This is a genomic window from Anaeromyxobacter soli (assembly GCF_022808855.1).
In the GTDB taxonomy this organism is placed as follows: domain Bacteria; phylum Myxococcota; class Myxococcia; order Myxococcales; family Anaeromyxobacteraceae; genus Anaeromyxobacter; species Anaeromyxobacter soli.
Genome location: NZ_JAKZLF010000056.1, coordinates 1 through 20,090, shown reverse-complemented (window position 1 = coordinate 20,090; position 20,090 = coordinate 1). Strand labels below are relative to the sequence as shown.

36 protein-coding genes and 1 pseudogene are annotated in these 20,090 nt (G+C 69.8%); all 37 read right to left on the bottom strand.

What is annotated here, in order from left to right; all coding sequences use genetic code 11:
- Positions 1–922 (bottom strand): annotated as a pseudogene (locus MLV88_RS22965) (hypothetical protein); the annotation flags it as partial.
- A 115-nt stretch (positions 923–1,037) separates the two neighbouring features.
- Entirely contained in the window at positions 1,038–1,445 is a 408-nt protein-coding gene (gene rplS / locus MLV88_RS22960; RefSeq protein ID WP_242340090.1) for a 50S ribosomal protein L19, read from the bottom strand.
- A 15-nt stretch (positions 1,446–1,460) separates the two neighbouring features.
- The gene (gene trmD / locus MLV88_RS22955) at positions 1,461–2,207 is read right to left on the bottom strand and encodes a tRNA (guanosine(37)-N1)-methyltransferase TrmD (RefSeq protein WP_242340091.1); all 747 of its coding nucleotides are present in this window, start codon (positions 2,205–2,207) and stop codon (positions 1,461–1,463) included.
- Between the two features lie 84 nt (positions 2,208–2,291).
- Positions 2,292–2,789, bottom strand: a complete 498-nt coding sequence (rimM, locus tag MLV88_RS22950; RefSeq protein ID WP_242340092.1) for a ribosome maturation factor RimM — start codon at positions 2,787–2,789, stop codon at positions 2,292–2,294.
- Position 2,790: 1 nt separating this feature from the next.
- Positions 2,791–3,021, bottom strand: a complete 231-nt coding sequence (locus MLV88_RS22945; protein WP_242340093.1) for a KH domain-containing protein — start codon at positions 3,019–3,021, stop codon at positions 2,791–2,793.
- A gap of 10 nt (positions 3,022–3,031) precedes the next feature.
- Entirely contained in the window at positions 3,032–3,295 is a 264-nt protein-coding gene (rpsP, locus tag MLV88_RS22940; protein WP_242340094.1) for a 30S ribosomal protein S16, read from the bottom strand.
- Positions 3,296–3,399: 104 nt separating this feature from the next.
- Positions 3,400–4,035 carry a phosphatase PAP2 family protein gene (locus MLV88_RS22935; protein WP_242340095.1) on the bottom strand — a complete coding sequence of 212 codons (636 nt, stop codon included), beginning with the start codon at positions 4,033–4,035 and terminating at the stop codon, positions 3,400–3,402.
- A gap of 120 nt (positions 4,036–4,155) precedes the next feature.
- Positions 4,156–4,677, bottom strand: coding sequence for a 50S ribosomal protein L17 (gene rplQ, locus MLV88_RS22930; RefSeq protein ID WP_243338738.1), 522 nt, complete (start codon positions 4,675–4,677; stop codon positions 4,156–4,158).
- Positions 4,678–4,706: 29 nt separating this feature from the next.
- Positions 4,707–5,726 carry a DNA-directed RNA polymerase subunit alpha gene (locus MLV88_RS22925; RefSeq protein WP_242340097.1) on the bottom strand — a complete coding sequence of 340 codons (1,020 nt, stop codon included), beginning with the start codon at positions 5,724–5,726 and terminating at the stop codon, positions 4,707–4,709.
- 187 nt (positions 5,727–5,913) lie between these two features.
- On the bottom strand, positions 5,914–6,540 hold the full coding sequence (gene rpsD / locus MLV88_RS22920) for a 30S ribosomal protein S4 (RefSeq protein WP_242340098.1): 627 nt from the start codon (positions 6,538–6,540) through the stop codon (positions 5,914–5,916).
- A gap of 14 nt (positions 6,541–6,554) precedes the next feature.
- Positions 6,555–7,037, bottom strand: a complete 483-nt coding sequence (gene rpsK / locus MLV88_RS22915) for a 30S ribosomal protein S11 (RefSeq protein WP_441296839.1) — start codon at positions 7,035–7,037, stop codon at positions 6,555–6,557.
- Positions 7,038–7,066: 29 nt separating this feature from the next.
- On the bottom strand, positions 7,067–7,453 hold the full coding sequence (rpsM, locus tag MLV88_RS22910; protein ID WP_242340099.1) for a 30S ribosomal protein S13: 387 nt from the start codon (positions 7,451–7,453) through the stop codon (positions 7,067–7,069).
- A 25-nt stretch (positions 7,454–7,478) separates the two neighbouring features.
- Positions 7,479–7,595 (bottom strand): 50S ribosomal protein L36, encoded by a 117-nt coding sequence (gene rpmJ / locus MLV88_RS22905; RefSeq protein WP_242340100.1) that lies wholly within the window; start codon positions 7,593–7,595, stop codon positions 7,479–7,481.
- A gap of 258 nt (positions 7,596–7,853) precedes the next feature.
- Positions 7,854–8,651 (bottom strand): type I methionyl aminopeptidase, encoded by a 798-nt coding sequence (map, locus tag MLV88_RS22900; protein WP_242340101.1) that lies wholly within the window; start codon positions 8,649–8,651, stop codon positions 7,854–7,856.
- A 19-nt stretch (positions 8,652–8,670) separates the two neighbouring features.
- On the bottom strand, positions 8,671–9,315 hold the full coding sequence (locus MLV88_RS22895) for an adenylate kinase (protein WP_242340102.1): 645 nt from the start codon (positions 9,313–9,315) through the stop codon (positions 8,671–8,673).
- A gap of 51 nt (positions 9,316–9,366) precedes the next feature.
- Positions 9,367–10,704, bottom strand: a complete 1,338-nt coding sequence (gene secY, locus MLV88_RS22890; RefSeq protein WP_242340103.1) for a preprotein translocase subunit SecY — start codon at positions 10,702–10,704, stop codon at positions 9,367–9,369.
- A gap of 72 nt (positions 10,705–10,776) precedes the next feature.
- Positions 10,777–11,271: a 50S ribosomal protein L15 gene (gene rplO / locus MLV88_RS22885; protein ID WP_242340104.1), complete on the bottom strand. Its 495-nt coding sequence runs from the start codon at positions 11,269–11,271 to the stop codon at positions 10,777–10,779.
- A gap of 36 nt (positions 11,272–11,307) precedes the next feature.
- Complete coding sequence (gene rpmD / locus MLV88_RS22880) at positions 11,308–11,547, bottom strand: 50S ribosomal protein L30 (protein ID WP_242340105.1); 240 nt, start codon at positions 11,545–11,547, stop codon at positions 11,308–11,310.
- A 9-nt stretch (positions 11,548–11,556) separates the two neighbouring features.
- Positions 11,557–12,063 carry a 30S ribosomal protein S5 gene (rpsE, locus tag MLV88_RS22875; RefSeq protein ID WP_242340106.1) on the bottom strand — a complete coding sequence of 169 codons (507 nt, stop codon included), beginning with the start codon at positions 12,061–12,063 and terminating at the stop codon, positions 11,557–11,559.
- A gap of 18 nt (positions 12,064–12,081) precedes the next feature.
- Positions 12,082–12,441 (bottom strand): 50S ribosomal protein L18, encoded by a 360-nt coding sequence (gene rplR, locus MLV88_RS22870; RefSeq protein WP_242340107.1) that lies wholly within the window; start codon positions 12,439–12,441, stop codon positions 12,082–12,084.
- 59 nt (positions 12,442–12,500) lie between these two features.
- The gene (rplF, locus tag MLV88_RS22865; RefSeq protein ID WP_242340108.1) at positions 12,501–13,043 is read right to left on the bottom strand and encodes a 50S ribosomal protein L6; all 543 of its coding nucleotides are present in this window, start codon (positions 13,041–13,043) and stop codon (positions 12,501–12,503) included.
- Between the two features lie 13 nt (positions 13,044–13,056).
- Complete coding sequence (rpsH, locus tag MLV88_RS22860) at positions 13,057–13,455, bottom strand: 30S ribosomal protein S8 (RefSeq protein ID WP_242340109.1); 399 nt, start codon at positions 13,453–13,455, stop codon at positions 13,057–13,059.
- A gap of 11 nt (positions 13,456–13,466) precedes the next feature.
- Complete coding sequence (locus MLV88_RS22855) at positions 13,467–13,652, bottom strand: type Z 30S ribosomal protein S14 (RefSeq protein ID WP_242340110.1); 186 nt, start codon at positions 13,650–13,652, stop codon at positions 13,467–13,469.
- 11 nt (positions 13,653–13,663) lie between these two features.
- Positions 13,664–14,206: a 50S ribosomal protein L5 gene (gene rplE, locus MLV88_RS22850; RefSeq protein ID WP_242340111.1), complete on the bottom strand. Its 543-nt coding sequence runs from the start codon at positions 14,204–14,206 to the stop codon at positions 13,664–13,666.
- A 99-nt stretch (positions 14,207–14,305) separates the two neighbouring features.
- On the bottom strand, positions 14,306–14,620 hold the full coding sequence (gene rplX / locus MLV88_RS22845; RefSeq protein WP_242340112.1) for a 50S ribosomal protein L24: 315 nt from the start codon (positions 14,618–14,620) through the stop codon (positions 14,306–14,308).
- Positions 14,621–14,622: 2 nt separating this feature from the next.
- Positions 14,623–14,991, bottom strand: coding sequence for a 50S ribosomal protein L14 (rplN, locus tag MLV88_RS22840; protein WP_242340113.1), 369 nt, complete (start codon positions 14,989–14,991; stop codon positions 14,623–14,625).
- A 3-nt stretch (positions 14,992–14,994) separates the two neighbouring features.
- Entirely contained in the window at positions 14,995–15,252 is a 258-nt protein-coding gene (gene rpsQ, locus MLV88_RS22835) for a 30S ribosomal protein S17 (protein WP_242340114.1), read from the bottom strand.
- A gap of 5 nt (positions 15,253–15,257) precedes the next feature.
- Positions 15,258–15,479 carry a 50S ribosomal protein L29 gene (gene rpmC / locus MLV88_RS22830; protein WP_242340115.1) on the bottom strand — a complete coding sequence of 74 codons (222 nt, stop codon included), beginning with the start codon at positions 15,477–15,479 and terminating at the stop codon, positions 15,258–15,260.
- Positions 15,480–15,492: 13 nt separating this feature from the next.
- The gene (gene rplP, locus MLV88_RS22825) at positions 15,493–15,909 is read right to left on the bottom strand and encodes a 50S ribosomal protein L16 (protein ID WP_242340116.1); all 417 of its coding nucleotides are present in this window, start codon (positions 15,907–15,909) and stop codon (positions 15,493–15,495) included.
- A 31-nt stretch (positions 15,910–15,940) separates the two neighbouring features.
- Positions 15,941–16,615: a 30S ribosomal protein S3 gene (rpsC, locus tag MLV88_RS22820; RefSeq protein ID WP_242340117.1), complete on the bottom strand. Its 675-nt coding sequence runs from the start codon at positions 16,613–16,615 to the stop codon at positions 15,941–15,943.
- 30 nt (positions 16,616–16,645) lie between these two features.
- On the bottom strand, positions 16,646–17,080 hold the full coding sequence (gene rplV / locus MLV88_RS22815) for a 50S ribosomal protein L22 (RefSeq protein ID WP_242340118.1): 435 nt from the start codon (positions 17,078–17,080) through the stop codon (positions 16,646–16,648).
- A gap of 13 nt (positions 17,081–17,093) precedes the next feature.
- The gene (gene rpsS / locus MLV88_RS22810; RefSeq protein WP_242340119.1) at positions 17,094–17,390 is read right to left on the bottom strand and encodes a 30S ribosomal protein S19; all 297 of its coding nucleotides are present in this window, start codon (positions 17,388–17,390) and stop codon (positions 17,094–17,096) included.
- A 23-nt stretch (positions 17,391–17,413) separates the two neighbouring features.
- Positions 17,414–18,262 (bottom strand): 50S ribosomal protein L2, encoded by an 849-nt coding sequence (rplB, locus tag MLV88_RS22805; protein ID WP_242340120.1) that lies wholly within the window; start codon positions 18,260–18,262, stop codon positions 17,414–17,416.
- A 22-nt stretch (positions 18,263–18,284) separates the two neighbouring features.
- A complete protein-coding gene (locus MLV88_RS22800) occupies positions 18,285–18,578 on the bottom strand; it encodes a 50S ribosomal protein L23 (RefSeq protein ID WP_242340121.1) in 294 nt (97 codons plus the stop codon).
- Positions 18,575–19,195, bottom strand: coding sequence for a 50S ribosomal protein L4 (gene rplD / locus MLV88_RS22795; protein ID WP_242340122.1), 621 nt, complete (start codon positions 19,193–19,195; stop codon positions 18,575–18,577). Before rplD ends, MLV88_RS22800 begins: the two co-directional genes overlap by 4 nt.
- A gap of 11 nt (positions 19,196–19,206) precedes the next feature.
- Positions 19,207–19,512: a 30S ribosomal protein S10 gene (gene rpsJ, locus MLV88_RS22790; protein ID WP_011421000.1), complete on the bottom strand. Its 306-nt coding sequence runs from the start codon at positions 19,510–19,512 to the stop codon at positions 19,207–19,209.
- Positions 19,513–19,605: 93 nt separating this feature from the next.
- The coding region (locus MLV88_RS22785) for an EF-Tu C-terminal domain-related protein (protein WP_242356080.1) at positions 19,606–20,090 on the bottom strand (485 nt) is incomplete at its 5' end.

Genomic DNA, 20,090 nt, shown 5'->3' with positions numbered 1-20,090 from the left:
GGCGGCGCCCCGCCCCGGCGCCCGCCGCGGCCCCGCCGCCGACCGCGCGCGCGGCGCCGGCGCCTGCCCCGGCCCAGAACGGGATCCCGCGCCAGGGCGCCACCGGCGCCCCCCGCGCGTCCACCTCGTCGAGCGAGGCGCGCTCCGCCGCGGCGCGCTCGAGCGCCTCCGCGCGGCGCGCGCTCCCTCGCTCGTACGTGACGAGCTTCGCCTCCGCGTCGCCGAGCGCGGCGCCGGCGGCCGCCGCCGCGTCGAGCTCCGCGCGCGCCTCGAGCGCGCGCTCGAGACCGTCGCGGAGGCGATCTCCGGCGCGGAGCGCCTCCCCCAGCGCGGCGAGCCGCGCCTGCAGCCGATCCAGGCGCTCCTGGAGCCCCTCGGCGACGCGCGCCTGCGCGAGCTCCGCCTCGAGCTGGGCGACGCGACGGCGCGCCTGCTCAGGCGAGAGCGTCGCGCGCGGGGGGGCGGCGCGGGACGGCTCCACGCCCGGGCCCTGCCGCGAGGGCAGCTCCGCCGCGGACAGCGAGAGCAGCGCGGAGAGACGCGCCGGGGTGGGGACGCCCACGGTCGAGCGGAGGAGCTCGCGGATCTCGGCGAGCTCCTGCGAGACCGGCGCGAACGCCCGCTTCTCCGCGTCGAACCGGTGGAGCTGGCAGCCGACCGCGAAGTCGCGCACGAGCCGGTAGGTGACGCGGTCGTCGCCGACGAGGGTCAGCCCCGCGCGCATGCCCGCGCCCGCGGGGCCGGTGCCCGCACGCGGCAGCGCCTCCGCGTCGCGCGGATCCGGGTGCAGCAGCGCCTCGAGGAGGCGCCGCAGCGCGGGGCCGTCCGCGGCGACGACGTTGTAGCCGGGACGAAGCGTCGCGCGGCCGCCCGAAGGCGCCACGCCACGCACGCCCTGCGCTGCGAACTCGAGGAGGATCACGCTCGGGGGCGCATGTTAGCGCCCGACGCGCGGCCCGGGAAGGCGCGCACGCGCACGAGCGAGGAGGTGGAAGCGCACCGGAGGCGCGCTCCCACCTCGTCGCCAGAGGGGAACGTCAGGCCTGCGGCGGAGCCGCGGGGGGCGGAGCCGCGACGGCGGCGCCGGGGGTCGGGCCCTCCTCCTGGTGGAGGCGGGCCGCCTTCCCCTGCAGCTCGCGCAGGTAGTACAGGCGCGAGCGGCGGACCTCGCCGTGGCCCAGGACCTCGATCTTGTCGATCCGCGGGCTGTGGACCGGGAACATGCGCTCCACGCCCACCCCGTAGCTCATCTTCCGGACCGTGAACATCGACGACCCGGGGGTGCCCCGCCGGTAGGCGATGACCACGCCCTCGAAGATCTGGATGCGCTCCTTGTCGCCCTCCTTGATCTTCGTGTGGACGCGGACGCTGTCCCCGGAGCGGAGCTCGGGGACGTCGTTCCGCACGTACTTCGCCTGGATGTCGGCAATCGCCTTGCGCAGCATGATCGATGCTCTCCTTTACAGCTCGTCGTCTCCGGCGTCGATGAGCCGGAGGTCGTTCTCCGTGAGGCGCGCCCTCGCGAAGAGGTCCGGCCTCCGCTCGCGCGTGACGCGCAGCGCCTCGCGCCGCCGCCACCGCTCGATGCGCCGGTGGTCTCCCGAGAGGAGGACCTCCGGAACCTTCATCCCCCGGAACTCCGGGGGCCTCGTGTACTGCGGGTACTCGAGGAACGTGTCCTCGCCCGCGAAGCTCTCTGCGCCGGCGGACGCCTCGTTGCCGAGCACGCCCGGCACGAGCCGCGCGGCGGCGTCGACGACGCAGAGCGCCGCGATCTCGCCGCCCGTCAGGACGAAGTCTCCGATCGAGACCTCCATGTCCACCGCCGCCAGCACCCGCTCATCCACCCCTTCGTAACGGCCGCAGACGAGGACGAGCTTGCCGTGAGTCGAGAGCCGCCGCGCCAGCGCCTGGTCCAGCGCCAGGCCCCGCGGGCTCGTCATCACGACGAGCGCGCCGGGCAGCCTGGACCGCGCCGCCTCGATGGCCTCCGTGAGCGGCTCGGGCTTCATCACCATGCCGGCGCCGCCGCCGTAGGGCGCGTCGTCGGTCACGCGGTGCTTGCCCCGGGCGTGCTCCCGGACGTCCGACACGGTCACCGACACGAGCCCTGCCTCGCGCGCCTTCCCGAGGATGCTCTCCGCGAGGTACCCCTCGCACATCCGCGGGAACAGCGTCAGGATCTCCACCTCGAGCCGCGCGCTCATCGCGCCTCCGCGGGATCCCCGCTCGTCGTGAACCGGCCGAACCTCACGTCCTCGTCTCCTGCGGCCTCCTTCCGTCTCTGCGCTCTAGTCCAGAAGCCCTTCGGGCGGATCCACCACCACGCGCCGCCCCGCGACGTCCACCTCGACGTACGGCGCGAGCGGCACGAGCTTCTCTCCGCCGTCCTCCGTCGTCACCACGAGCACGTCCACGCCGCCCGTGTCGTACAGCCCTGTCACCGTCCCGACCGCCGCGCCCGCCGCCGTGACCACCGGCAGGCCCTCGAGGTCGGCCCAGTAGTGCCGCGCCTCGCCTGGCTCCGGCAGGTCCTCGCGATGCGCGAGCACCTCCGCCCCGACCCACGCCTCCGCCGACGTCCGGTCGGAGACCCCTTCCACCTTCACCGCCCAGACCCGGCCCTGCGGCCGCGCCTCGACCACCTCCCGCATCGGCGGCTCGGGCTCGTCTCCGCGCCGGAGCGCGATCCGAGTCACCGTCGTGAGCGCGCCCTCGGTCCCGGCCACCCCGAGGTGGCCCTTCAGGCCGATGACCCGGACGACCTTGCCGAGCCGGACGAGCGCCACGTCAGTCGAGGATGTCGAGCACCGCCCGGCGTCCCTCCCTGCGGGCGGCGGCGTCGAGCACGGTCCGGAGCGCCTTCGCGGTCTTGCCACCTCGCCCGATGACGCGCCCGAGATCGTCGGGGGCGACGGAGAGCTCGAGGACCGTCGCGCGATCGCGCTCGAGCACCTCGACCTTCACCGCGTCCTTCCGCTCGACGAGCTCGCTGGCGAGCCAGAGGACGAGGTCGCGCATCGGAGCCGCCCTACGCCTTCTTCTCGGCCGGCGCCGCGCCCTTGGCGCGCTTGAGGATCATCGCGACGGTCTCGCTGGGCTTCGCGCCGACCTTGAGCCAGTGCTCGATGCGCTCGACCTTGAGCTCGATCCGCTCGGGCACGAGCGTCGGATCGTAGATGCCGACGTCCTCGATGTACTTGCCGTCGCGGGAGTTGCGCGAGTCGGTGGCGACCACGTGATAGAAGGGCGCCTTGTGCGTGCCCGCGCGCGACAGCCGAAGAACCACTGCCATGTGTCCTGCCTCCTAAATCCTTGGAACGCGGAGCGTTTTCCCCGGCCAGGCGCGGCGGGGACTCCACGAAAAGTGGGTTTCTTTACGCCAACTTAGGCTGGGTGTCAAGACGAGCCGGCGCCGGGCTCTGCGTCCCGCTCGGCCGCCTCGCCCCCCGGATTCGCCGCGCCACGCTGGCGGGGCGCCCGCGGCAGGCGGCGCGCACGCAGCGCCGAGAGGTGCCCCCGGGGGAGCAAGCGCAGCGCCGCGACGTAGGTCACCCCCGCGGCCAGCACGCCGAGCATGCCTCCCGCCGCGAGGTCGGCGGCCCAGTGAGACCCCATCCGGACCCGCGCCATCGCGCAGAGCGCCGCGAGGGCCAGCACGGTGAGCGCTCGCCTGCCGTAGACGAGGAGCGAGAAGGTCGCGAACGCCGCGACGCCGGCGGCGTGAGGCGCTGGGAACGCCGCGCGGAGGAGCGGCGCGAAGCCGCTCGCCTCCAGGGGACGGGGCGCGGCCCCCGCCGCGCGGGCGGCGAGCGCGACCCCCACCGCGAGGAGGATGGAGATCGCTGCCGGCGCGACCGCCTTCAGGACCCCTCGGACCTCCCCCTCGAGCCACGAGTAGAGCGCGAGGGCGACGAGGACGAGCATCCACGGCTCGCACGCCACGAGCAGCGCCGCCATGGGCAGCTCGAGCGCTCGGGACTGGAGCGCGGCGTTCGCGGCTCCGAGCGGATCCTGGGCGTAGAGCGGCGGCATCGGGGCGGTCCGTTTGTACCAGCGCGGCCCCCTGTGCGGAAGGCGGGACGGCGAAAACGAAAGGGCCGCGCGCGAACGGCTCGCGCGCGGCCCAGGCGGCCCTGCGGGGGAGCGCCCGGATTACTCCTCGGCGCCCTTCTTGGCCTTGGCCTTGGCCTTGGCCTTCGGCTTCGCGGCGGCGGCCTTCTTCGGCGCCTTCGCCTTGGGGGCCTTGGGCTCCTTCGCCTTGGCGGTCTTCTTCTCGCCCTCGCCCTCGCCCTCGCCCTCGCCCTCGGCCTGCGCGGGGGCGCGGTCGACGAGCTCGATCACGGCCATCTCGGCGTTGTCGCCGACGCGGCGGCCGACGCGGACGATCCGCGTGTAGCCGCCGGGCCGCGCCTTGAAGCGCCCGGCGAGGGAGTCGAAGAGCTTGTTCAGGACCTCGACGTCCTTCACCTCGCGGTTCGCGAGCCGCCGGTGGTGCGCGGAGCCGCGCTTGGCGAGCGTGATGACCTTGTCGGCGAAGCGCTTCAGCTCCTTCGCCTTGGGCGTGGTCGTGACGATGCGCTCGTGGCGGAAGAGCGACGTCACCATGTTTCTCAGCATGGCCGTGCGGTGCTCGGTGGTGCGATCGAGCCGGCGGCCGACGACGCGGTGCTTCATCTTGGGTGTCTCCTATCGGTCCAGGTTCGCTAGACCTTGGGGGCGCCCTGCGGCGCCGCCTTCGGCGGCCAGTTCTCGAGCTTCATCCCGAGCGAGAGGCCCATCTCGGCCAGGATCTCCTTGATCTCCTTGAGCGACTTCCGGCCGAAGTTCTTCGTCTTCAGCATCTCGGCCTCGGTCTTCTGGACGAGATCCCCGATGGTCTTGATGTTCGCGTTCTGGAGGCAGTTCGCGCTGCGGACGGAGAGCTCGAGCTCGTCCACCGAGCGGAAGAGGTTCTCGTTGAGCTTCTGCTCCTCGACCGGCTTCAGCTCCTCGGCGGGCTCCTCGGCCTCGTCGAAGTTGATGAAGATCGAGAGCTGCTCCTTCACGATCTTGGCGGCGTAGGCCACGGCGTCGTTCGGCGCGACCGACCCGTCGGTCCAGACCTCGAGCGTCAGCTTGTCGTAGTCGGTCTGCTGGCCGACGCGGGCGTTCGTGACCTGGTAGTTCACCTTCCGGATCGGGCTGAAGAGCGCGTCGATCGGGATGGTGCCGATGGGCTGCCCCGGCACCTTGTTCTTGTCCGCCGGGACGTAGCCGCGGCCGCGGCGCGCGGTGAGCTCCATCCGGACCCGGCCGCCCTCGCTGATGGTGAGGACGTGGTGGCCGGGGTTCAGGACCTCGACCTGGCCGTCGGCGATGATGTCGCCGGCCTTGATCTCGCGGGGCCCGTCCGCCTCGATCCGGAGGGTCTTCACCTCGTTGGTGTGGATCTGGAGGAGGACTTCCTTGAGGTTGAGGATGATGTCGGTGACGTCCTCGGCGACCTCGGGGATCGTCATGAACTCGTGCTCGACGCCCTCGATCTTCACCGAGGTGATCGCGGCGCCCTGCAGGCTCGAGAGCAGCACGCGCCGGAGCGAGTTGCCGAGGGTGATGCCGAAGCCGCGCTCGAGCGGCTCGGCGACGAACTTCCCGTAGGTGTTCGAGAGGCTCTCCTGGTCCACGACCAGGCCGCGCGGCTTGATGAGATCGCGCCAGTTCTTCGTGACGATCGGATCGACCATGGGCTGTCTCCTCTGCCGCCGCCCCCTCCCCTCGTCCGCTCAGCCAGGCGGTGGGGGATCCGTGGGACGCGCGACTCCTTGGATGTGATGAGCGGGCCGGCGTCTCTTGCTCGCCGACCCGCTCGAAGGCTCTGACCGCGTCCGGCGCGCCGGACCGCTCGCCCTGAGCCTGCCGAAGGGCGCTCGACTACTTCGAGTACAGCTCGACGATGAGCTGCTCCTGGATCGGCATGGTGATGTCCTCGCGCGAAGGCTGGGTCTTCACCGTGCCCTTGAAGCCGCCCTTGTCGAGCTCCAGCCAGCCGGGGACGCCGCGGCGGTCGACCGCCTCGAGCGCCTCGCTGATCCGGACGACCTTCTTCGAGCGATCCCGCAGCTCGATCTTGTCGCCCGCGCGGCACATGTAGCTCGGGATGTTGACCTTGCGGCCGTTCACCTTGAAGTGGCCGTGCCGGACGAGCTGCCGCCCCTCGTTGCGCGTGTCGGCGAAGCCGAGGCGGAACACGACGTTGTCGAGCCGGAGCTCGAGCGTCTGGAGCAGGTTCTCGCCGGTCTTGCCCTTGGCGGCGGCGGCGTTCTGGTAGGCGTGGCGGAACCCGGCCTCGAGGAGGCCGTACATCCGCTTCACCTTCTGCTTCTCACGGAGCTGGACGCCGTACTCCGAGAACTTCACGCGCCCCTGGCCGTGCTGGCCGGGAGGGTAAGGGCGGCGCTCGATGGCGCACTTGTCGGTGTAGCACCGGTCGCCCTTCAGGTACATCTTGAGGTTCTCCCGGCGGCAGAGCCGGCAGACGCTTTCGTTGTAGCGAGCCACGTTCGTTCTCCTGACTAGACGCGGCGGCGCTTCGGCGGCCGGCAGCCATTGTGCGGGATCGGGGTCACGTCCCGGATGAGCGTGATCTTGAGCCCGGCGGCCGAGAGCGCGCGGAGCGCCGACTCGCGGCCCGCGCCCGGCCCCTTCACGAGCACCGAGACGGTCTTGAGGCCGTGCTCCATCGCCTTGGCGGCGGCGTCACCGGCGGCGACCTGGGCGGCGAACGGGGTCGACTTGCGCGAGCCCTTGAAGCCGCGCGCGCCCGCGCTCGACCACGAGATCACGTTCCCGGAGGCGTCGCAGATCGTGATCATCGTGTTGTTGAAGGTCGAGGCGATGTGCACGATGCCCGCCGCGATGTTCTTCTTCACCCGCTTCTTCCCCTTCTTCGGGGTCACGGGCGAGGCGGTCACCGGCTCGATGCCGCCGAGGTTCGGCGCCGAGGGTGCGGCGGCGGCCTCCTCCGGCTTCTTCGTCTGCTGCTTCTCGTCAGCCACTCTGAGCTCTCCGGTCTTGAGGCGTTCGGTTACTTCGGCGCCGGGGCGGCGGCGGGCTTCCGCACGAGGCCCTTCTTCGGACCCTTCCGCGTGCGCGCGTTCGTGTGGGTGCGCTGACCGCGGACCGGCAGGCCCTTGCGGTGACGCAGGCCGCGGTAGGCGCCGAGATCCATGAGCCGCTTGATGTTGAGCGAGATCTCACGACGGAGGTCGCCCTCGACCTTCACGTTCTGCTCGATGGTCTCGCGGATGCGACGGACCTCGTCGTCCGTGAGGTCCTTCGTCCGCGTGGTGACGTCCACCTTGGCGCGGTCGCAGACGGCCTGCGCGGTCGTCTTGCCGATGCCGTAGATGTACTGGAGGGCGACCTCGATCCGCTTCTCGCGGGGGAGGTCGACGCCGGCGATGCGAGCCATTCGTCTCTCCGTTACTCGCCGGGCCCTAGCCCTGGCGCTGCTTGTGGCGGGGGTTGGCCGGGCAGATGATCCGCACGGTGCCCTTGCGCTTGATGACCTTGCACTTGTCGCAAACCTTCTTGACCGACGCGCGGACCTTCATGACCCGTTCCCTTCCGCTCGTGGTTTCGAACCACGAAGTCCTGCTCCAAAGACGAAAAACCCCGCCGCTACGGCCGGCGGGCCTGGCGGCTCGGTAGCGCTCCGTGGCGCGCCCGGCGTAGCCGCCCGTATTCTCCGGGCTTTCCCGGGAGGCCACCCGACTCGAGCGGCCTCAACGAAGCGGGCCCTATAACATAGCGAAACCGCGGCTGCAAGCGGCTCCGCGTGGGCCTGCCCGGGATCCGCCCCGGTACTTGCCCTATCTGCTCCCCCCGACCGGCCCGCCCCTCCCGAGGGTGAGCACCTCGGGCCCATCCTCCGTGATCGCCACCGTGTGCTCGAAGTGCGCCGAGAGGCTGCCGTCGGCGGTCACGGCGGTCCAGCCGTCCTCGAGCGTCTCCACCGCGCGCCCGCCCGCGTTCACCATCGGCTCGATGGCGAGGACCATCCCGGGCCGCAGCGCGGTCCCGGAGCCGCGGGTCCCGAAGTTCGGGACCTGGGGCGCCTCGTGGAGCCGCCGCCCGATGCCGTGGCCCACGAAGTCCCGGACGACCGAATAGCCCTGCGGCTCGACGCACGCCTGCACGGCGGCGCCGAGATCGCCGACGTGGGCGGCCGGCCCCGCCGCCGCGATGGCGCGCCGCAGCGACTCGCGCGTCGCCTCGAGCAGCCGCGTCGCCTCCGCGCTCACCCGGCCGACCGGCACCGTGCGCGCCGAGTCGCCGAACCAGCCGCCGAGCACGACCCCGAAGTCGAGGCCGACGATGTCGCCCTCCCGCAGGACGCGTCCCTCGGAGGGGATACCGTGGACCACCTCGTCGTTCACCGAGACGCAGAGCGACGCCGGGTAGCCGTGGTACCCGAGGAACGCCGGCTCGGCGCCGCGGTCGCGGGCACGCGTCCGGGCGAGCCGGTCGAGCTCGGCCGTCGTGACCCCCGGCGCCACCGCCGCCTCCAGCTCGTCGAGCACCGCGTGCACGACGAGGCACGCCTCGCGGATCCGCGCGATCTCGTCGCGCGTGCGCAGGTCGATGCGCTCGCGTGCGCGCCCGTCCATCATTCGCGTCGCCGCGGCCCTACTTCGGGAGGACCGCCCTCGTGGCGGCGAGGATGCCTTCCGGCGTGCCGATGCCGTCGACGTTCGCGAGCAGGCCGCGCTCGCGGTAGAAGCGCTTCAGCGGCTCGGTCTTGTTGCCGTACTCGGCCATCCGCTTCTTCACGTTCTCGGGCTTGTCGTCGTCGCGCTGGACGAGCCCCTCGCCGTCGCGGTCGCAGTAGCCCATGCGCCGCGGCGGATTGGCCGAGACGTGGTAGACGGCGCCGCACTTCGGGCAGCTTCGCCGGCCGCTGATGCGCTCGACGACCGCCTCCTCGGCGACGTCATACGAGACGACGCGCGTGAGGGAGCGGCCCATCGACTGGAGCAGCCCGTCGAGGTACTCCGCCTGCGCGATCGTGCGCGGGTAGCCGTCGAGGATGAACCCGTCGGCGACGTCGGGCCGGGACAGGCGGTCCTTCACGAGGGCGTTCGTGACGTCGTCCGTCACGAGGCCGCCTGCGTCCATGATCGCCTGGATCTGCTTGCCGAGCTCGGTCCCGCGCGCCTTGTGGTCGCGGAACATGTCGCCCGTCGAGATGTGCGGGACGTGGAACTCGGCGGAGAGCAGCTTCGCCTGGGTGCCCTTGCCGGCCCCCGGCGGTCCGAGCAGGATGAGGATCATCGCGACCTCCGAGACGCAGCGGGCCTCGCGCCTCGCGAGGCCCACCGTGCGTCAGGCGTTGACGGCCTGTCCTGTCGAGAGCCTGCGGCCACGGATCCGCGGGCCGCGGGGGCCGGTGAAGCCCTCGTAGTGCCGCGTGATGAGGTGTCCCTCGATCTGCTGCACCGTGTCGAGCGCGACGCCCACCACGATGAGCAGCGAGGTGCCGCCGAAGTAGAAGTTGATGTTGAACTCGTTGGTGAGGATCGTGGGCAGCACGCACACCGCGGCGAGGTAGATCGCGCCGCCGAACGTGATGCGCGACAGGACGTAGTCGATGTAGTCCGCCGTCTTCTTGCCCGGCCGGATGCCCGGGATGTAGCCGCCGTACTTCTTGAGGTTGTCGGCGACGTCCACCGGGTTGAACGTCACCGCGGTGTAGAAGTAGGCGAAGAAGATGATGAGGACGACGTAGAGCACGTTGTAGATCCAGCTGCCCGCCTGGATCGCGGTGGACACGCGGCTCAGCGCCGGGAACCAGCCCGCGAGCGTCGCCGGGAAGAGCAGCAGCGACGACGCGAAGATCGGCGGGATGACGCCCGAGGTGTTCACCTTCAGCGGCAGGTGCGTCGACTGGCCGCCGTAGAGCTTCCGGCCGACGACGCGCTTCGCGTACTGGACGGGGATGCGGCGCTGCCCGCGCTCGACGAAGACGATCGCCCCGATCACCACCACCATGATGGCGAGGAGGACGACGACTCCGAGCTCGCTGATCTGGGAGCCCGGCGCGCGGAAGGAGCGGTAGGTGTTCCACGCCGCGGCGGGGGCGCGCGCGACGATGCCGGCGAAGATGATGAGCGAGATGCCGTTGCCGACCCCGCGCTCGGTGATCTGCTCGCCCATCCACATGATGAACGAGGTGCCGGCGGCGAGCGAGATCATGGTCAGGAGCCGGAAGCCCCAGCCCGGATCGGCGACCACCGCGATGCCGGCGGGGTCGCGCAGCGTCTCGAGGTAGGTGGCGATCCCGTAGCCCTGGATGGCCGAGAGCACGACCGTGAGGTAGCGCGTGTACTGGGTGATCTTGCGCCGCCCGAGCTCGCCTTCCTTCTGCAGCTTCTCGAGGGCCGGGACGACCACGGTGAGGAGCTGCAAAATGATCGACGCCGACACGTACGGCATGATGCCGAGCGCGAAGATCGACAGCTGCTCGAAAGCGCCGCCGGAGAAGAAGTTCAGGAGCCCGAGCAGGTTGCCGGACGAGACGACGTTCTGCATCGCCTGCCGGTCCACGCCGGGAGTGGTGACGTAGATGCCGAGCCGGTAGACGGCGAGCATCCCGAGGCTGAAGAGGAGCCGCTTCCGGAGCTCCGCGATCTTGAAGATGTTCACAAGCCCGCTGACTGCCATGCGGTCCCCTTTCGCCCTGCGCCCGACGCGCGGCGCGCCGCGTGGCGCGGCCGCCGTCGTGCCATCCCCGCCCTACTTCTTCGCCTGAGCCTTCTTCGCGGCCTTGGCCTTCTCGTACATCGTGACGGGCGCGGGGATGACCTCCACCTTGCCGCCCGCCTTCTCCACCGCGGCGCGGGCGCCGGCGGTCACGCGGTGCACCTTGACGGTGACCGCGCTCTTGAGCTCGCCGCCGCCCAGGAGGACGACGCCGTCGCGGTTCCCGCGCACGAGCCCCGCGCTCTTCAGCGCGGCGGGATCGACGAGGCCGGTGAGGCCCTCGAGATCGCCGACCTTGACCTCCTCGAGGTCGCGGCGGAAGACGTTCTTGAAGCCGAACTTCGGGAGGCGACGCTGGAGCGGCATCTGGCCGCCCTCGAACCCCTCGAAGTGCATGTTGCCGGAGCGGGCCTTCTGGCCCTTGCCGCCGCGGCCCGCCGTCTTGCCGAGGCCGGATGCCTGGCCACGGCCGACGCGCGTGCGCTCGCGGTTCGCGCCCTTGGGCGCCTTGAGCTTGGAAAGCGACATGGAGCGTTCTCCTTTTATCACGGGGCGGACGGCTGTCTAACCCTGCCGGGCCGTCGCCTTCGCCTTCCTGGCCTTACGCCCCTCGGGCGCAGGCTGGTCTACCCGCTCCCACTCGACGAGGTAGGAGACCTTCGCGATCATCCCCATCGTCTGCGGCGTGTCGGGCAGGATCTTCGTGGAATCGCGCTTCTTGAGGCCGAGGCCCGCGACGATCGTCCGATGCGCGGCGGGACAGCCCGCGAGCCCGCGGACGAGCTTCACCTGGATGGCAGCCATGATGTCTCCTTACGCCCCGCCGAGCTCGGCGGCCTGCTTGCCGCGCGCGCGGGCGGCGTCGTCCGCGGAGCGCAGCCTCTTCAGGCCCGCCACGGTCGCCTTGAGGACGTTGTGCGGGTTGCGCGAGCCCTGGCACTTCGTCAGGACGTTGCGGATGCCGGCCGCCTCGAGGACCGCGCGAACGGTGCCGCCGGCGATGACGCCGGTGCCCTCGCCCGCGGGCTTGAGGAGCACCCAGCCCGCGCCGAAGTGACCGAGCACCTCGTGGGGGATCGTCGTCCCGACGAGCGGAACCCTGAAGAGGTTCTTCTTCGCCTGGTCGCCGCCCTTGCGGATCGCCTCCGGGACCTCGTTCGCCTTCCCGAGGCCCACGCCGACGTAGCCGTTGCCGTCGCCGACGACGACGAGCGCCGAGAAGCTGAACCGGCGGCCGCCCTTCACGACCTTCGCCACGCGGTTGATGTGGACGACCTTGTCCTGGAGGTCGAGCTCGTTCGCGTTGATGGGAGTAGCCATTCGAAACCTTTCCGTCACCTAGAACTTGAGCCCGGCCTCGCGCGCGGCCGCGGCCACCGCCTCGACGCGCCCGTGGTAGTCGAACCCGTTGCGGTCGAACACGACCGCCTCGATCCCCTTCGCCATGGCCGCCTTCGCGAGGGCCGCGCCCACGCGCTTCGCCGCAGCGGTCTTGTCGTCGTCCTTGATCTCGTCCTTGATCGCCTTCGCGTTCGTGGCAACGGAGACCAGGGTGGTGCCCGTCGTGTCGTCCACGAGCTGGGCGTACATGTGCTTGAGGCTCTTGTAGATGGTGAGCCGGGGGCGCGCGGCGGTGCCGGAGATCTTCCGGCGGATGCGAGCCCTGCGCTTCTCGCGCGACGTGACGTGCTGCGCCATGACGTTCCTCCTTGCGGCGGCGACGGTTCAGCCGCCGCATGAGCGGGGTGGATGCCGGCCTAGGCGGCGCCGGTCTTGCCTTCCTTGCGGCGGACGATCTCCTCCGCGTACTTGATGCCCTTGCCCTTGTACGGCTCGGGCGGGCGGAGCGCGCGGATCTTGGCCGCGGTGAGGCCGAGGAGGTGCTTGTCCACGCCCTTCACCGTGAGCTTCGTCTGCTTCGCGTCGACCTCGGCGGTCACGCCCTCCGGCAGCTTGAACACCACCGGGTGCGAGAAGCCGAGGGCGAAGTGGATATCCTTCCCCTTCACCTCGGCCTTGAAGCCGACGCCGCTGATCTCCAGGCCGCGCTCGTAGCCCTTCACGACGCCATCGAGCGCGTTCTTGACCAGCGTGCGGGTGAGGCCGTGCAGACCCTTCGACTCGGGGGAGTCGTCGGGGCGCGTGACCGTCACCTCGCCCTTGTCGACCGCGACCTTCACGCGCGGGTTCGTGGGGAAGGACATCTTGCCCTTGGGCCCCTCGATCTTCACGAGGTGGCCGTCCACGGAGACCTTCGCCTTCTCCGGGATTTTGACGGGCAGCTTGCCGATGCGAGACATCTCGGTCGCTCCCTTACCAGACGGTGCAGATCAGCTCGCCGCCGACCTTCTGCTTGCGAGCCTCGCGGTCCACCATCACGCCCTTCGACGTGGAGAGGATCGCGATGCCCATGCCGTTCAGCACGCGTGGAATCGAGTCGGTCGGCACGTAGCGCCGCAGCCCCGGCTTCGAGACCCGCTTGATGTCGCTGATCGCCGGCTCACGGTCGCCGCTGTACTTGAGGACGATGGTGATCGCGCCCTGGGGCCCGTCCTGGTGAAGGACGAAGTCCTTGATGAAGCCCTCCTCGCGGAGGACCTCGGCGATGCGGACCTTCAGCCGGGACGTGGGGACCAGGACCTTCTCGTGACGCGCGTTCGAGGCGTTGCGGATGCGCGTCAGCATGTCGCCAATGGGATCGGTGAAGCTCATTCGCGTCTCCCTTACCAGCTCGACTTGATGACGCCGGTGATCTCGCCCTGCAGCGCGCGCTGGCGGAAGCAGAGACGGCACATCTGGAACTTGCGCAGGAACGCGCGGGGCCGGCCGCACAGCGGGCAGCGGTTGTACTGCCGGACCGGGAACTTCAGCTTGCGCTTGGCCTGCGCCATCTTCGAAAGCTTCGCCATGGGATCTCCTTTTACTGACGGAACGGCATGCCGAGGTGGCGAAGGAGCGCTCGGCCCTCCTCGTCGTTCCGGGCGGTCGTGACGACCGTGATGTTCATCCCTTTGATCTTCTCGACCTTGTCGTAGTTGATCTCGGGGAAGATGATCTGCTCGCGCACGCCGAGCGTGTAGTTGCCCTTCCCGTCGAACGCCTTGGGCGAGACGCCCTTGAAGTCGCGCACGCGCGGGAGGGCGATCGACACCAGGCGGTCGAAGAACTCGTACATGCGATCGCCGCGGAGCGTGACCATCGCCCCGATCGACTGGCCCTGGCGCAGCTTGAAGTTCGCGATGGACTTGCGCGCCTTCGTCACGACCGGCTTCTGGCCGGTGATGGAGGACAGCTGCTCGACGGAGGCGTCGATGATCTTGCCGTTGTTGATCGCCTCACCGAGCCCCATGTTCACGACGATCTTCTCGAGCTTCGGGGCCTGCATCGGGTTCGTGAACCCGAACTCCTTCATCAGCTCGGAGCGGACCTCCTGCTCGTACCGCTCCTTCAGACGCGCTGCCATCGTGCTCTCCTTGCCTTCGGCCGGCCTCTTCCCGTGCCGGGCGATGCGTTTTCCTACGAACTCTCCGCGCCGTCCAAATCCCGACGGCGGAAACCCCGCCTACTTCGCGGCCTTCTTCTTGTCGGACCGGGCCTTCTCCTTGGCGCCGAGGTCGCGCGCGATCTTCTCGCGGCGGACGGGCTTGTCGCCCTGGAGCACCATCACGTTGGAGATGGCGACGGTGCCCTCCTTCTCGAGGATCCCGCCCTCCGGCGTGGCCTGGCTGCGCCCCTTCTTCAGGTGGCGCTTCACGGTCATGAGCTTCTCGATGCGGACGCGGCCCTTCTCGGGAAGGAGCTCGAGGACCTTGCCCTGCTTCCCCTTCTCCTTGCCGGCGATGATCTTGACCGTGTCGCCCTTGCGGATGCCCGGCATGGTTACAGCACCTCCGGCGCGAGGCTGATGATCTTCATGAACTTCCGGGCGCGGAGCTCGCGCGCCACCGGCCCGAAGATGCGCGTGCCGATGGGCTCGAGGTCCTTGTTGATGAGGACCGCCGAGTTCCCGTCGAAGCGGATGTAGCTGCCGTCCGGCCGCTTGACCTCGCGGCTCGTGCGCACGATGACGGCGCGGGCGACCTCGCCCTTCTTCACCTTGGCCTGGGGGATCGCCTCCTTGACCGAGACGACGATCACGTCGCCGATCGAGGCGTACTTGCGGCGGGTGCCCCCGAGCACCTTGATGCACTGGACCTTCTTCGCGCCGGAGTTGTCGGCGACGTCGAGCATCGTCTGCTGCTGGATCATGGCCTAGACCTCCGCCTTCTCGAGGGTCTCGGCGACGCGCCAGCGCTTGTCCTTGGACATCGGACGCGTCTCGACGATCCGGACCTTGTCGCCGATCTGGCAGTCGTTGTTCTCGTCGTGCGCCTTGTACTTCTCGGCGCGCTTCACGATCTTCCCGTACTTCGGGTCGGTCACCCGGCGCTCGACCTTGACGACCACGGTCTTCGCCATCTTGTTCGAGACGACCACGCCGATGCGGGACTTGCGGTTGCCGCGCTCCATGTCGATCACTCCTTCGCCTTCCCGGCCTGGGCCGCGGCGAGCTCCTTCTCGCGCGCGACCATGAGGATGCGCGCGATCTCGCGCTTGGTCTTGGCGAGGTCGGCGGTCGAGTCGAGCACGCCGGTCGAGTGCTTGTTCTTGAGATCGAAGAGCGTCTGCTTCAGCTCCGCCGCGCGGGCGAGGAGATCCTTCCGCTCCAGGTCGCGCAGCTCGTTGACGGTCGCCATCGCTCGTTCCCTCCTACAGCGTGGTGCCGCGCTTCACGACCTTGGTCGCGACGGGCAGCTTGTGGGCGGCGAGGTGGAACGCCTTCTTCGCAGACTCGTCGTCGACGCCGGAGAGCTCGTAGAGGACGCGGCCCGGCTTCACGACGGCCACGTAGTACTCCACGTTGCCCTTGCCGGTGCCCATTCGAGTCTCGGCGGGCTTCTTCGTGATGGGCTTGTCCGGAAAGACCCGGATCCAGAGCTTGCCGCCCCGCTTCACGTAGCGGGTGATCGCCACGCGCGCGGCCTCGATCTGGCGTGAGGTGAGCCAGCCGCACTCGGTGGCCTGCAGGCCGTACTCGCCCTGGTTCAGATCCGAGCCGCGGTAGGCCTTCCCCCGCATGCGGCCCTTCATCATCTTGCGGTACTTCGTTCGCGCCGGCTGAAGCATGTGCGTCTCCTAGAGGTGTCCTGGGCGCGGCTCAGGGCCGGGCGCCGCCGCTGCTCCGCGGCTGGCGCACAGGGGTGGTCTGCGGCAGCACCTCGCCGCGCATGATCCAGACCTTGCAGCCGATCTTGCCGTAGGTGGTCTTCGCCTCGGCGAAGCCGTAGTCGATGTCCGCGCGGAGCGTGTGGAGCGGGACGCGGCCCTCGCGGTACCACTCGTACCGCGCCATCTCGGAGCCGCCGAGGCGGCCGGAGCAAGCCACGCGGATGCCCTTCGCGCCGAACTTGAGGGCGGTCTGGACCGCCTTCTTCATGGCGCGGCGGAACGCGATGCGCCGCTCGAGCTGGGTCGCGATGTTCTCCGCGACGAGCTGGGCGTCCGTCTCGGCCTTACGGACCTCGACGACGTTCAGGTAGACCTCGTTCTCGGTCTTGCCCTGCAGCTCCTTCTTGATCGTCTCGATCCCCGCCCCCCGCTTGCCGATCACGATGCCCGGCCGCGCGGTGTGGACGTTGATCTTCACCTTGTTCGCGGCGCGCTCGATCTCGATGCGGGAGATGCCGGCCTGGCCGAGCTTCTCCTTCACGTACTCGCGGAGGTGGATGTCCTCGTGGAGCCACTTCGCGTAGTTCTTCTCTTCGTACCACTTCGAATCCCAGGACCGGATGACGCCGAGCCGGAACCCGATCGGATGGACTTTCTGTCCCATGTGCTCTCCTCGATTCCCTTGGGTTCCAGGCTACTGCGCGGTTCCGAGCTCGACGTAGACGTGGCTCGTCTTCTTCTCGATGCGGAAGGCGCGGCCCATCGCGCGCGGCATGAAGCGCCGCATCTTCGGGCCCTGGTCCACCGTCAGCGTCTTCACGACGAGCGCGTCGACGTCGACGCGGCCGCCGTTCTGCTCCGCGTTCGCGACCGCCGAGCGGATGAGCTTCGAGAGGTGCTTCGCGGCCGCCTGGGGCGTGAACTTGAGCACCGCGAGCGCGTCGCCGACGGGCATGCCCCGCACCTCGTTCGCGACGAGCCGCACCTTGCGCGGCGCGACGCGGAGGAAGCTGAGGGATGCGTGCGGCCCCGGCGCCGGCTTCGCGGGCCGGTTCGGCTTGGAACGGCGCGCGGGCACCGGCTGGCGAACGCGCTTGGCGCCCTTCTTCGTGGTCTGGGTCTCGGCCATGTCCGTTCCCTCGCTACTTCCTGGCCGGCGCCGGCGCCGCCGCGGCCTTCTTCTCGGCCGAGTGGCCGTGGAAGGTGCGCGTCGGGGCGAACTCGCCGAGCTTGTGGCCGACCATGTTCTCGGTCACGAACACCGGGACGAACTTCCGCCCGTTGTGGACCGCGAACGTGTGGCCGACGAAGTCCGGCAGGATCGTGCTCCGCCGCGACCAGGTCTTGATGACCGACTTCTTGTTGCCCTTGTTCGCGTCCTCGACCTTCTTCGTGAGGTGCTTGTCCGCGAACGGGCCCTTCTTGATCGAACGCGCCATGAGTCGCTGTCCCTTCTCGCTCGCTACTGGGGCGTGTTGCGCGGCCCGGGCTTGCGGCGCGAGACGATGAACTTGTCAGTGCGGCGGTTATTGCGAGTCTTCTGGCCCTTGGTCTTCTGGCCCCACGGCGAGACCGGGTGCGGGTTGCCCTGGCCGGACTTGCCCTCGCCGCCGCCGTGCGGGTGATCGACCGGGTTCATCGCGAGACCGCGCACGGTCGGGCGCTTACCCAGCCAGCGGCTCTTGCCCGCCTTGCCGAGCCTGACGCTCGAGCTCTCGACGTTCGAGAGCTGGCCGATGGTCGCGCGGCACTCCTGGAGGACCTTGCGGACCTCGCCGGAGGGCATGCGGATCTGGGCGTACAGCCCCTCCTTCGCCATCAGCTGGCCGAAGGAGCCCGCGGAGCGGATCATCTTACCGCCGGAGCCGGGCTGCGACTCGACGTTGTGGAGCACCGTGCCGAGCGGGATCGCCTTGACCGGAAGCGCGTTGCCCGGGCGGATGTCGACCGTCTCGCCGGAGACGAGCGTGTCCCCGACGTTCACGCCCACCGGCGCGAGGATGTAGCGCTTCTCGCCGTCGGCGTAGTGCAGGAGCGCGATGCGCGCCGTGCGGTTCGGGTCGTACTCGACCGCCGCGACCTTGGCCGGCACGCCGTCCTTGTCACGCCGCCAGTCGATCACGCGATAGCGCCGCTTGTGGCCGCCGCCGATGTGGCGGGTCGTGATGTGGCCGTGCGCGTTGCGGCCGCCCGACTTGCGGACGGGCTGCGTGAGCTTCTTCTCCGGCTTGGACTTCGTGATCTCCGCGAAGTCCGACACCGTCATGAGCCGCCGGGCGGGGCTCGTCGGCTTGTACTGTTTGAGGGCCATGTTGGTCTCCGTCCCCTCGCCTCTACGTCCCCTCGAAGAGGGCGATCGTCTCGCCTTCCTTGAGGGTCACGAAGGCCTTCTTCCAGTTGGGGCGGCGGCCGACGTTCCGGCCGACGCGCTTGTTCTTCCCGCGCGCGATGGCGGTCCGCACGTCGAGGACGTGCACGTTGAAGAGCTTCTCCACCGCCTGCTTCACCTGGATCTTGGTGGCGTCCCGGTGCACCTCGAAGGCGTACTGGCGGTACGCCTCGCGGGCCTGCTCCGCCTTCTCGGTGATGAGCGGACGCTTCACCACGTCCTGCATGGCGAGGTTCATGAGAGGCTGGCCTCCAGCTTCTTCGCGGTCTCGGCCGTCAGCACGAGCGCGTCGTGCTTCAGGATGTCGTAGACGTTGAGCCCCTCGGCGGCGAGGAAGTCCGAGCCGTCGAGGTTGCGCACGCTCCTCGCGAGCGAGGCGTTCGCGGCCGCGTCGACGACGAGCGCCTTCTTCGCGCCGAGCTTCGCGAGCACCTTCGCCGCGGCGGAGGTCTTCGGCTCCGCCGGCTTCCACTCCTGCACGATGACGAGCTTCTGCTCCTGGCTGCGGAGCGCGAGCGCGGCGCGCAGGGCCGCCTTCCGGACCTTCTTCGGCACGTCGTAGGAGTAGTCGCGCGGCTTCGGCCCCATCGCCTTGCCGCCGCCCACCCACTGCGACGCCCGGGTCGAGCCCTGGCGGGCGCGGCCGGTGTGCTTCTGCTTCCAGGGCTTCTTGCCGCCGCCGGACACGAGGGACCGGTTCTTCACGGCGTGGGTGCCCGAGCGATCGGAGGCGAGCTTCGCCTTCACCACCTCGTAGAAGAGGTGCTCGTTCACCTCGCCCGCGAAGACGGCGTCGGCGAGCTCGATCTCGCCCACCTTCTTCTTGTCGAGGTCGTAGACGTCGAACTTGGCCATAGGGTCCTCGACTACTTGATCTCCACGTCCACGCCGGCCGACAGGTCGAGCTTCATGAGCGCGTCGAGCGTCTGAGGCGTCGGCTCGAGGATGTCGAGCAGCCGCTTGTGCGTGCGGATCTCGAACTGCTCGCGCGACTTCTTGTCGACGTGCGGGCTGCGGAGAACGGTGAACTTGTTGATCCGGGTGGGGAGCGGGATCGGTCCCGCCACCTTCGCGCCCGTGCGCTTCGCGGTCTCGACGATCTCCCCGGCCGACTGGTCGAGCAGCTTGTAGTCGTAGGCCTTGAGCCGGATCCGAATCTTCTGAGTCGCCATCGGAAAGCCTTCTCTCCATCACTCGGCGCGGCGCGGAGCGCCGGCCCGCAACGTCTGCGGACCGGAGGCCCCGCCGTTCGCCGGTGGTGCTACCTACTGGATGACCTCGGCCACGACGCCCGCGCCGACAGTGCGGCCGCCCTCGCGAATCGCGAAGCGCAGCTCCTTCTCCATCGCGATCGGGGTGATGAGCTCCACCTCCATCGCGATGTTGTCGCCGGGCATCACCATCTCGACGCCCGCCGGGAGCTGCACCGAACCCGTGACGTCCGTCGTGCGGAAGTAGAACTGCGGGCGGTAGCCGTTGAAGAACGGCGTGTGGCGCCCACCCTCCTCCTTCGTCAGGACGTACACCTCGGCCTTGAACTTGGTGTGCGGCGTGATCGAGCCCGGCTTCGCCAGCACCTGACCGCGCTCCACCTCCTCGCGCTTCAGGCCGCGGAGCAGCGCGCCGATGTTGTCGCCCGCCTGCCCCTCGTCGAGCAGCTTGCGGAACATCTCCACGCCCGTCACCACCGTCTTGACCGTCGGCTTCAGGCCGACGACCTCGATCTCCTCGCCCACCTTGACGATCCCGC

Coding starts and splice junctions, on each gene's coding strand:
- rplS (WP_242340090.1), bottom strand. CDS start 1,445: ATGCTGCGCAAGGCGATTGCCGACATCCAGGCGAAGTACGTGCGGAAC.
- trmD (WP_242340091.1), bottom strand. CDS start 2,207: ATGAGCGCGCGGCTCGAGGTGGAGATCCTGACGCTGTTCCCGCGGATG.
- MLV88_RS22945 (WP_242340093.1), bottom strand. CDS start 3,021: ATGCGCGACCTCGTCCTCTGGCTCGCCAGCGAGCTCGTCGAGCGGAAG.
- rpsP (WP_242340094.1), bottom strand. CDS start 3,295: ATGGCAGTGGTTCTTCGGCTGTCGCGCGCGGGCACGCACAAGGCGCCC.
- MLV88_RS22935 (WP_242340095.1), bottom strand. CDS start 4,035: ATGCCGCCGCTCTACGCCCAGGATCCGCTCGGAGCCGCGAACGCCGCG.
- rplQ (WP_243338738.1), bottom strand. CDS start 4,677: ATGAAGCACCGCGTCGTCGGCCGCCGGCTCGATCGCACCACCGAGCAC.
- MLV88_RS22925 (WP_242340097.1), bottom strand. CDS start 5,726: ATGGTCGATCCGATCGTCACGAAGAACTGGCGCGATCTCATCAAGCCG.
- rpsM (WP_242340099.1), bottom strand. CDS start 7,453: ATGGCTCGCATCGCCGGCGTCGACCTCCCCCGCGAGAAGCGGATCGAG.
- rpmJ (WP_242340100.1), bottom strand. CDS start 7,595: ATGAAGGTCCGCGCGTCGGTCAAGAAGGTTTGCGACAAGTGCAAGGTC.
- map (WP_242340101.1), bottom strand. CDS start 8,651: ATGGACGGGCGCGCACGCGAGCGCATCGACCTGCGCACGCGCGACGAG.
- MLV88_RS22895 (WP_242340102.1), bottom strand. CDS start 9,315: ATGATCCTCATCCTGCTCGGACCGCCGGGGGCCGGCAAGGGCACCCAG.
- secY (WP_242340103.1), bottom strand. CDS start 10,704: ATGGCAGTCAGCGGGCTTGTGAACATCTTCAAGATCGCGGAGCTCCGG.
- rplO (WP_242340104.1), bottom strand. CDS start 11,271: ATGTCGCTTTCCAAGCTCAAGGCGCCCAAGGGCGCGAACCGCGAGCGC.
- rpmD (WP_242340105.1), bottom strand. CDS start 11,547: ATGGCTGCCATCCAGGTGAAGCTCGTCCGCGGGCTCGCGGGCTGTCCC.
- rpsE (WP_242340106.1), bottom strand. CDS start 12,063: ATGGCTACTCCCATCAACGCGAACGAGCTCGACCTCCAGGACAAGGTC.
- rplR (WP_242340107.1), bottom strand. CDS start 12,441: ATGGCGCAGCACGTCACGTCGCGCGAGAAGCGCAGGGCTCGCATCCGC.
- rplF (WP_242340108.1), bottom strand. CDS start 13,043: ATGTCTCGCATCGGCAAGCTGCCCGTCAAAATCCCGGAGAAGGCGAAG.
- rpsH (WP_242340109.1), bottom strand. CDS start 13,455: ATGAGCTTCACCGATCCCATTGGCGACATGCTGACGCGCATCCGCAAC.
- MLV88_RS22855 (WP_242340110.1), bottom strand. CDS start 13,652: ATGGCGAAGCTTTCGAAGATGGCGCAGGCCAAGCGCAAGCTGAAGTTC.
- rplE (WP_242340111.1), bottom strand. CDS start 14,206: ATGGCAGCGCGTCTGAAGGAGCGGTACGAGCAGGAGGTCCGCTCCGAG.
- rplX (WP_242340112.1), bottom strand. CDS start 14,620: ATGCCGGGCATCCGCAAGGGCGACACGGTCAAGATCATCGCCGGCAAG.
- rplN (WP_242340113.1), bottom strand. CDS start 14,991: ATGATCCAGCAGCAGACGATGCTCGACGTCGCCGACAACTCCGGCGCG.
- rpsQ (WP_242340114.1), bottom strand. CDS start 15,252: ATGGAGCGCGGCAACCGCAAGTCCCGCATCGGCGTGGTCGTCTCGAAC.
- rpmC (WP_242340115.1), bottom strand. CDS start 15,479: ATGGCGACCGTCAACGAGCTGCGCGACCTGGAGCGGAAGGATCTCCTC.
- rplP (WP_242340116.1), bottom strand. CDS start 15,909: ATGCTTCAGCCGGCGCGAACGAAGTACCGCAAGATGATGAAGGGCCGC.
- rpsC (WP_242340117.1), bottom strand. CDS start 16,615: ATGGGACAGAAAGTCCATCCGATCGGGTTCCGGCTCGGCGTCATCCGG.
- rplV (WP_242340118.1), bottom strand. CDS start 17,080: ATGGCCGAGACCCAGACCACGAAGAAGGGCGCCAAGCGCGTTCGCCAG.
- rpsS (WP_242340119.1), bottom strand. CDS start 17,390: ATGGCGCGTTCGATCAAGAAGGGCCCGTTCGCGGACAAGCACCTCACG.
- rplB (WP_242340120.1), bottom strand. CDS start 18,262: ATGGCCCTCAAACAGTACAAGCCGACGAGCCCCGCCCGGCGGCTCATG.
- MLV88_RS22800 (WP_242340121.1), bottom strand. CDS start 18,578: ATGAACCTCGCCATGCAGGACGTGGTGAAGCGTCCGCTCATCACCGAG.
- rplD (WP_242340122.1), bottom strand. CDS start 19,195: ATGGCCAAGTTCGACGTCTACGACCTCGACAAGAAGAAGGTGGGCGAG.
- rpsJ (WP_011421000.1), bottom strand. CDS start 19,512: ATGGCGACTCAGAAGATTCGGATCCGGCTCAAGGCCTACGACTACAAG.